This is a genomic window from Paenibacillus phytorum (assembly GCF_013141715.1).
GTDB lineage: Bacteria > Bacillota > Bacilli > Paenibacillales > NBRC-103111 > Paenibacillus_E > Paenibacillus_E phytorum.
This window is the reverse complement of sequence record NZ_WHOA01000013.1, coordinates 1-6,570: the sequence shown is the minus strand read 5'-3', so window position 1 is coordinate 6,570 and position 6,570 is coordinate 1. Positions and strand designations below refer to the sequence as shown.

The following is a 6,570-nucleotide window of genomic DNA, read 5'->3' as shown; positions in this document are numbered from 1 at the left end:
CTGCCCGTTACTTTAATAAACGAAGAGGAGCTGCTGCGAAGCAAGACCCTCAACCCTCGTTAGCGTAACAACATCGTTTCACTAAAAGATAACTTGCTGAAACCTTAACTTTATAATCCTTGGCTAAGTCCTACTATCTGATCATTTACATTTACATTACTTAATCCCCCGTGATAACAAACCACGGATGCAATGTCAAGGTCTACATATTTTTTCAAAGAGAGACGAGCTGCATTCATATCCAATGTGGTCGGGACATGAATTCCCCCGAGAATCCCGTCTACACTGTACATCGAATCCCCGGCAATGAGAGTCTTACTTTGCCTTAAATAAAGGCTGATATGACCGGGAGTATGCCCAGGAGTATGGATGACGCGAAGCCTGCCGCAAAACGGCAGTTCCTGACCGTCTATCAAGGTTTCATCTACTTTGCCCTTCGGGGGATTCTCAAGGTGACCGTCTTTTATAAGAGGTATCTCCTCCTTAATATACGGCTTATCCAGCTCGTGTGCATATACTTTAACATCATTGCCACACTCCTTCAAAATCTCAGGAAGACTGCCTATATGATCCACATCCTGATGCGTCAAAATCACAACTTTTAGTTTGTCGAACGACACTCCTACCTTTTCCATGACCGGATGAAGCATACGGCCTATGTTGCCAGTCTGCTCAGACCAGTGCCGGGTGAGCCGGACACCAGGATCCGGTATACGCTGAGAGGGACTGTAATCGGACAGAAGGACAGCGCCAAGCAGGACATGCTGGACTTGGTTCAAGGTTCGGTTATTCCTGAGCCATGAGAAAAAGCGTGGCATGCCTGCCGCATACAAAATACTGATTGTGATTGCACATTTTATGACTTGATTAACTAACTGCAATTAAACCTAATAAAAACAAGGAGCAGCTGCCGCAGTGCTGCTCCTTGTTTTGTTCTAAACTATAGTTCCTCGTTAGCTCAACAAGTTAATCCTGTTTACAAGGTCTAATTGGTGCAAAACAAGCTAGTACTCTTTTAGTACCAATTCCATCCATGAATTTTACTATGAATTCTGTATCGTTCCCTCTGCCAGTAATTTCAAGAATTTTACCTGTTCCAAATTTATCATGTTGGATTTCATCTTCGACCCCAAGAGATCCAATAAATTTTAGTTGCTCATCGGGAATTTTGATATCAGACTCATAGATATTTACTACTGGCTCCATGCGCAGATGCTCGGGCGGTTCCGTATATGAATTATTCGTATTATCATAATATTCGCCTTCATCGCCTTGAACTCGAGCTCCAATTCTATTTGCAATAGTTATCATTAGACCGATTACCATTTTATCAGCGCCGCATAGAGTAAAAGCCTTGGTATATGAAGATCATAACTCATAGAGACCACTTCCTCAGATATTTGTATTTAAAAGAAATATTCTCCATTACAACCCGTTCGTAAAAATCATGGTCCAGTTCCATCCGCAATCACACGATAACCTAACCTATTTTTCTTCACCCAAATATAAGATCGGGATACATCACCTACATAGTACAATTTCGCTCCCCCAAAAGAAGTACTTCCCGTCCCTTTAACTTGAGCACTGAAAACCTTAATCGGATGGAGAGAGAAGAATAAATGCTTCCTAACCGCTAATTCCGCCGTTGGAGTGGGAAAGAAAAACAAATAAATCACTAACAATGTCGTGATAGATATAACCCAATTCTGCTTTCTCTTCGACATCGACATTGTATCATCCTCTCGTACATTATTATCCTGGTTTTAAAGGCTGTGCAAAGGTCTGCACGAGACAGCCCTATTGATATTGAACTATTGTTCTCCCGTTAGCGTAACGTTGTTACATTGTTACCCCAGTCTTTTTTCTGGCTTAAGCCATGAAATGTCATATCCCATCTCACTTATAATATAGAGTCCGTCTTGGAATTCTATAATATTTTCACCAGTCCATCCATTTTCCAAGCCATACAAAATGAAATCTCTAATAGTTCTTGGATAATGCAAATTATAATTTTCTGTATTGTTGGTTTCTTTATTTTTTAAGTCGACACCTACTAATAGCGGGCTCCCCGTAATAGGATCATCCCAAGTACAAAACAGGAATGTACAAGTTAAGTTTTTCAAGCCCTTTAAAAATATCTTTAGAGAAATATTGCTTGAATTTTGCCTATACTCTTGTTTAATCAAATATAAGTATTCCTTTTCGCCTACAATAATTCTTCTTGTTTTTTTCTTCAAGACTGTCACCTCGTTATCCTGCTCATTACTTTAATAGACACAAGAGGAGCCGCAAAGCAAGCCCCTCAACTATAGTTTCTCGATAGTTAAGTCCTTCACTCAGTTTGGGTATTCTTTCTTCCACTCTTCGATTAGCGGTTTGAAATTTTTATCAGGTTCTATAATAGGGCGCTTTGCTTTTATTTCTTTAAAAGCTTTTGTGAAAGAGCCCCCTTTCTCACCTAAAAACCACAGTAGTAACATAACAGAACGAGACCTTCCTTGATGACAAGTAACAAGAATTCGTTTGTTTCGTTCGATTCTATTTTGAAGGGCTTCCTTTGCTTTTGGTAAAAACTCTTTCGCTTCACTTAATTCACCATCACGAAAAGGAAATACAATATATTCAATTCCTTCTGGTGTGTATACATTACGATTTGACGATCTAATGTCTCTTAAATCAATCCAAACATCAATCTTAGGAGTTGGTTGATTTTCGAATTTTCCAGTTCGATTTATATTACGGGCCTCAACAACTCCATATAACAACTCGTCTATGTCATCTTCACCGCCGAGATATAGCTTATCTTTTATTATCTCGGAGTAACCATATTTACTTTCCCAGTCTGGAGGTTGATGTTTCATAATACACCTCTAATTTCTTTACTCATATGTTACCATATTCAGGAATTTTTGATCAGTTTTTCTTAAGAACTATTACACTATTATTAAGCAAATCTGCCCGTTACTTCAACAGGCTGCCGAGTAAGCCGGCAGCCTGTTGATATTGTGCTATTGTTTTCCGTTAAATGAATTACCTTTTCCTCACATTTGTATGTTCTTGTATTCGACATCAATTGATAATAATCTTCCGTTGTCCATTGACTTTTGAGATGGTATAAATTTCAGATTCAACCGTAAATATTTCTAGTAATTCAAGCGCTCGTTTATCCGGCACTTCTTCAGGGATATCAAAACCTTGAAAACTTACATTCAATAAATTCGCTTCAAACGAATGTAGAAATTCATTTTGACCAGCATAGGTGAGAGCAATTTTCCCTTCCCATTTTATATCAAATTTATTTAATTCGTTTTCTGAGAAATGTATCCGATGTTCAGCAACAGAATCGTGTCCTAATAAATAAATATTAAAAGACGGATTGTCAAAATCATATTTTGACAACGGATCGACATCATACACCTTTGAACCGAGTTTTCTAATGTCAAATTGATTTAGCTCTTTCCCTACCTGAAATCCACTAGCCTCTCCCCAGTAAGTTGATGATAGCGTACAATTATGATAATTATTCCAAACGATTTTTGCCTGCCAGTCAGATACTTCTTCATCATCTTGAGAATCCAACTCATTATTTTCTTCATCGTAATCGGCAGATTCTAAATGGAAGTCAAACCAGAGTCCATCTTCATTTATGTGACCACTCCAAATAAAATTCAGGATTCGATGTCCAGCTTTCCATGGATTATCTTTAAAAGTTATTTTATTAGTCATGATTGACAATTCAATCCTTCCATTATTTCAATAATAATATAATTCGTTTTATTATAAATAATCCCTTTTCGGTATTCACCTGTTGAACTATCCTGCACGTTAGTTCAATAGGCTGCAGCGGATGCTGGCAGCCTATTTGTAATTGTGCTTTCGTATAATGCTCAAATATCTGTCCTTTTTTAGCCATAAAAATATCCCCTCCCAGTATTCACTCATTTCCTCAACATAACATGAGGTTTTTTTTGAGTGTCTACTTGAAGGGGATAATACCACCTATTTAAATTTCTCTGGTTTTTCCACATATCTTGATATAATGTACCCACATTCAACACAAATCGATGAAATTATCGCAGACCCCGATATTGTAAGCTTTCCTTTAGGAACAATGCTAGCAGTACCTTTTAGTATTCCCTGACCAATCTGAGTACTATTACATCTAGGACAAACTTTATCTACGCTCATCAATACTCACTCCTATTCATTTGTTTGATTTGTTTTACCATAAAATGTAATTAAATAGTAGTGAAAATGTATAGTTCCGGTCTACAGTCGTTTGCTTGCCATGACTTCCAGCTACGGTCTATCCTAAGTAATATCCGTGCTTTCTTCTTGCGTCTTTCTCTACACGAGGCGAGTTTTTGATAACCTTCAATGCTTCGATCTGCAGACCGCTGTCCGCAATTTTTCGGGCCACCTGGATACAAATTTTGATCCCGTCTTCGTCCTCCCCTTGTTCAAGGAAAATAAAGTCTTAGACTGCCGCTTTTTTATCGAACTATCGTTCCTCGTTAGTTCAACGTTATCTGATGTACCACACTTCCTTTTAACTACAACCAAATGATTTCATAGTCATTTGTTATATACTATGTTTAATATTCCAATTGCTTTTATTTCAATTTTTTCCCCGTTCTTGTCTTCATAGTAATCTCTATAAATCGAAAAAATTCCATAGTCATTTACAGACCGCGATTTCCATTCAATTATTTCTTTAGCTTGTTTACAGTTTAAAGCAAGACCATCATTGATACAGGAAATTTCGTGGTTATTTTCTAACCAACTTACGTACTTTGATTCACTCGGGTTTGTTAGAAATAAATATACAATAATGACTATTATTGCCCCTATAGATACCTGATATTTTTTCTTCATGTTTCCTCCAAATTAAAGTTTCTCCACTTCAAAAAAGGCAAATTATTGCACGAGTTCCCATATTTCATACGATTCCATTACTTGGAAGTTGCGTTAACCTGCCCGTTAATGGAGCAGGCTACCGAGATCAAATCAGCGGTAGCCTGTTGTGGTATTCTTATTCAACTATCATTCTCCGTTAGTTTAGCGAGCTAGCGTTTATTCGTCAGATGCTGAACAGGTCATCTTCATTTTTTTTAGATGATACATAGGTCAACAAGATGGAGAGGGCAAAAGCAAATACGTAAGCAACTCCACACCTCATCCCTGCTTTCACACCAAAGAAGAGATAGAGAATCCACATCAGGATTAAAGGTCCCGTAAAGAATCGAATCATTATCACATCCATTTTAAGTTTAAGTCCAATACCCGTTATCAAGCCAACCATTAAACCTGCTGCCATATAGATATGATTGAAATAAGCATGTTTTAATCCGTCAAATTCTCTTCCTTTCAACCATAACGTAAACCAAAGACCATTTAAATACTTGGATACAAACAAGCCAACCATCAGACTTATGAGCCCAATTGCTGCATGCCTTAGATAATACAGATGAAACAACTCCCCAAAATAAAATTCTTTGCTGTCCCTTTAATAGCTTGGAACTCTTCTTTGATTTTTTCGAAACGCAAGCTCTTCAACTATCGTATGTTTCATGAATCGCTTCACACGAGGGGTCTTTTACAAATCCTTTGAATTCTGATATACATATGCAACGTATTTTTCTCCCAGTTTTACAAGAAGCAATTCAGATTGCATTTGACCTTGAATCGTAAATATCTTTGTCCCAACTTGGAGTTTAGTTGCCATGTAATCTTCAAAAATATTTCCATCTTTGTACTCTTTTCTTACCTCGCCTAACTCATGATTTATTTTCAAATCCATTTGTTTATATTTTTCCTGATCTTCGGCGCGTTTATAAAAACGTGCACCATAGACACATAGAATATCCGCGTCTTTGTTCTGTTTAAATATCTTCTCTGATGTGGAGGTTCTCTCCATTTGACTAATCTTATTTGCCCCTTCAATTTTTGGGTCTTTATAGCATCCAATTATTATTAATAGCAAAATGCAAACGAACATGATCTTGAAAAAGGGGTTCATTGTTGTTTCATCCTTTTAATAAGTTATTATTAACTATTCTCAAAAACACTTCCAAGGGTTCGTTATAACGAGTTGTTTTACTCTATTACAGACGATACGATTATGATTATGTTTCATTTAGTTGAAATTACTCCACTAAACTGCCCGTTACTTCAATGAACAACAAAAGAGGAGCTGCTGTAAACAAGCTCCTCCTCTATAGGAAATAAGAAACTAGATCTTTGGCTCTCTAATCTCGAAGTAATGGATAGGGCGGATCTCAATGCCAAGCCAAACTGCTCGCCCGCACCTACCTGCGTGGTCGGATGTCGGAAGCCACCCGGATCGCTTCCTCCATGTCCCGTGCTTCAATGAGGAACCGCTGCCTTATTTCGACTGGTTATATTCTTACCTATATTAATACGACGAACGGCATACTGCAGAATCGACACATCCTCAAAAAATATTTAAAGTATTTCTGACGTAGTTCAATCTCTACCCATTAGATGAGTAAAAGGCTGCCATTCATGCATGCAGGCAGCCTCGTCATAGGTGTTTATTCAACTATCGTT

The 6,570-nt window shown here is 37.7% G+C and carries 10 protein-coding genes; all 10 read right to left on the bottom strand.

Annotated elements, in window-relative coordinates:
* Positions 1 to 110: 110 nt before the first annotated feature.
* Positions 111 to 713: an MBL fold metallo-hydrolase gene (locus tag GC098_RS02445; RefSeq protein WP_376773819.1), complete on the bottom strand. Its 603-nt coding sequence runs from the start codon at positions 711 to 713 to the stop codon at positions 111 to 113.
* Positions 714 to 966: 253 nt separating this feature from the next.
* On the bottom strand, positions 967 to 1,311 hold the full coding sequence (locus GC098_RS02440; RefSeq protein ID WP_171640640.1) for a hypothetical protein: 345 nt from the start codon (positions 1,309 to 1,311) through the stop codon (positions 967 to 969).
* A gap of 134 nt (positions 1,312 to 1,445) precedes the next feature.
* Positions 1,446 to 1,724: a YjcN family protein gene (locus GC098_RS02435; protein WP_171640638.1), complete on the bottom strand. Its 279-nt coding sequence runs from the start codon at positions 1,722 to 1,724 to the stop codon at positions 1,446 to 1,448.
* Positions 1,725 to 1,847: 123 nt separating this feature from the next.
* Complete coding sequence (locus GC098_RS02430) at positions 1,848 to 2,237, bottom strand: hypothetical protein (RefSeq protein WP_171640636.1); 390 nt, start codon at positions 2,235 to 2,237, stop codon at positions 1,848 to 1,850.
* Positions 2,238 to 2,336: 99 nt separating this feature from the next.
* Complete coding sequence (locus GC098_RS02425; RefSeq protein WP_171640634.1) at positions 2,337 to 2,861, bottom strand: dual specificity protein phosphatase family protein; 525 nt, start codon at positions 2,859 to 2,861, stop codon at positions 2,337 to 2,339.
* A 208-nt stretch (positions 2,862 to 3,069) separates the two neighbouring features.
* Positions 3,070 to 3,726: a hypothetical protein gene (locus tag GC098_RS02420; RefSeq protein WP_171640632.1), complete on the bottom strand. Its 657-nt coding sequence runs from the start codon at positions 3,724 to 3,726 to the stop codon at positions 3,070 to 3,072.
* Between the two features lie 22 nt (positions 3,727 to 3,748).
* The gene (locus tag GC098_RS02415; protein ID WP_171640630.1) at positions 3,749 to 3,913 is read right to left on the bottom strand and encodes a hypothetical protein; all 165 of its coding nucleotides are present in this window, start codon (positions 3,911 to 3,913) and stop codon (positions 3,749 to 3,751) included.
* A gap of 662 nt (positions 3,914 to 4,575) precedes the next feature.
* Positions 4,576 to 4,875 carry a hypothetical protein gene (locus tag GC098_RS02410; protein WP_171640629.1) on the bottom strand — a complete coding sequence of 100 codons (300 nt, stop codon included), beginning with the start codon at positions 4,873 to 4,875 and terminating at the stop codon, positions 4,576 to 4,578.
* Positions 4,876 to 5,080: 205 nt separating this feature from the next.
* Positions 5,081 to 5,425 (bottom strand): hypothetical protein, encoded by a 345-nt coding sequence (locus GC098_RS02405; RefSeq protein WP_171640627.1) that lies wholly within the window; start codon positions 5,423 to 5,425, stop codon positions 5,081 to 5,083.
* A gap of 171 nt (positions 5,426 to 5,596) precedes the next feature.
* Positions 5,597 to 6,019, bottom strand: coding sequence for a hypothetical protein (locus tag GC098_RS02400; protein ID WP_171640625.1), 423 nt, complete (start codon positions 6,017 to 6,019; stop codon positions 5,597 to 5,599).
* Positions 6,020 to 6,570 lie beyond the last annotated feature (551 nt).

What these genes read in the sequence shown, in the direction of transcription:
- GC098_RS02405 (WP_171640627.1), bottom strand. Translation starts at nt 5,425, where the DNA reads ATGGTTGGCTTGTTTGTATCCAAGTATTTAAATGGTCTTTGGTTTACG.
- GC098_RS02410 (WP_171640629.1), bottom strand. Translation starts at nt 4,875, where the DNA reads ATGAAGAAAAAATATCAGGTATCTATAGGGGCAATAATAGTCATTATT.
- GC098_RS02415 (WP_171640630.1), bottom strand. Translation starts at nt 3,913, where the DNA reads ATGGCTAAAAAAGGACAGATATTTGAGCATTATACGAAAGCACAATTA.
- GC098_RS02420 (WP_171640632.1), bottom strand. Translation starts at nt 3,726, where the DNA reads ATGACTAATAAAATAACTTTTAAAGATAATCCATGGAAAGCTGGACAT.
- GC098_RS02435 (WP_171640638.1), bottom strand. Translation starts at nt 1,724, where the DNA reads ATGTCGAAGAGAAAGCAGAATTGGGTTATATCTATCACGACATTGTTA.
- GC098_RS02400 (WP_171640625.1), bottom strand. Translation starts at nt 6,019, where the DNA reads ATGAACCCCTTTTTCAAGATCATGTTCGTTTGCATTTTGCTATTAATA.
- GC098_RS02425 (WP_171640634.1), bottom strand. Translation starts at nt 2,861, where the DNA reads ATGAAACATCAACCTCCAGACTGGGAAAGTAAATATGGTTACTCCGAG.
- GC098_RS02440 (WP_171640640.1), bottom strand. Translation starts at nt 1,311, where the DNA reads ATGATAACTATTGCAAATAGAATTGGAGCTCGAGTTCAAGGCGATGAA.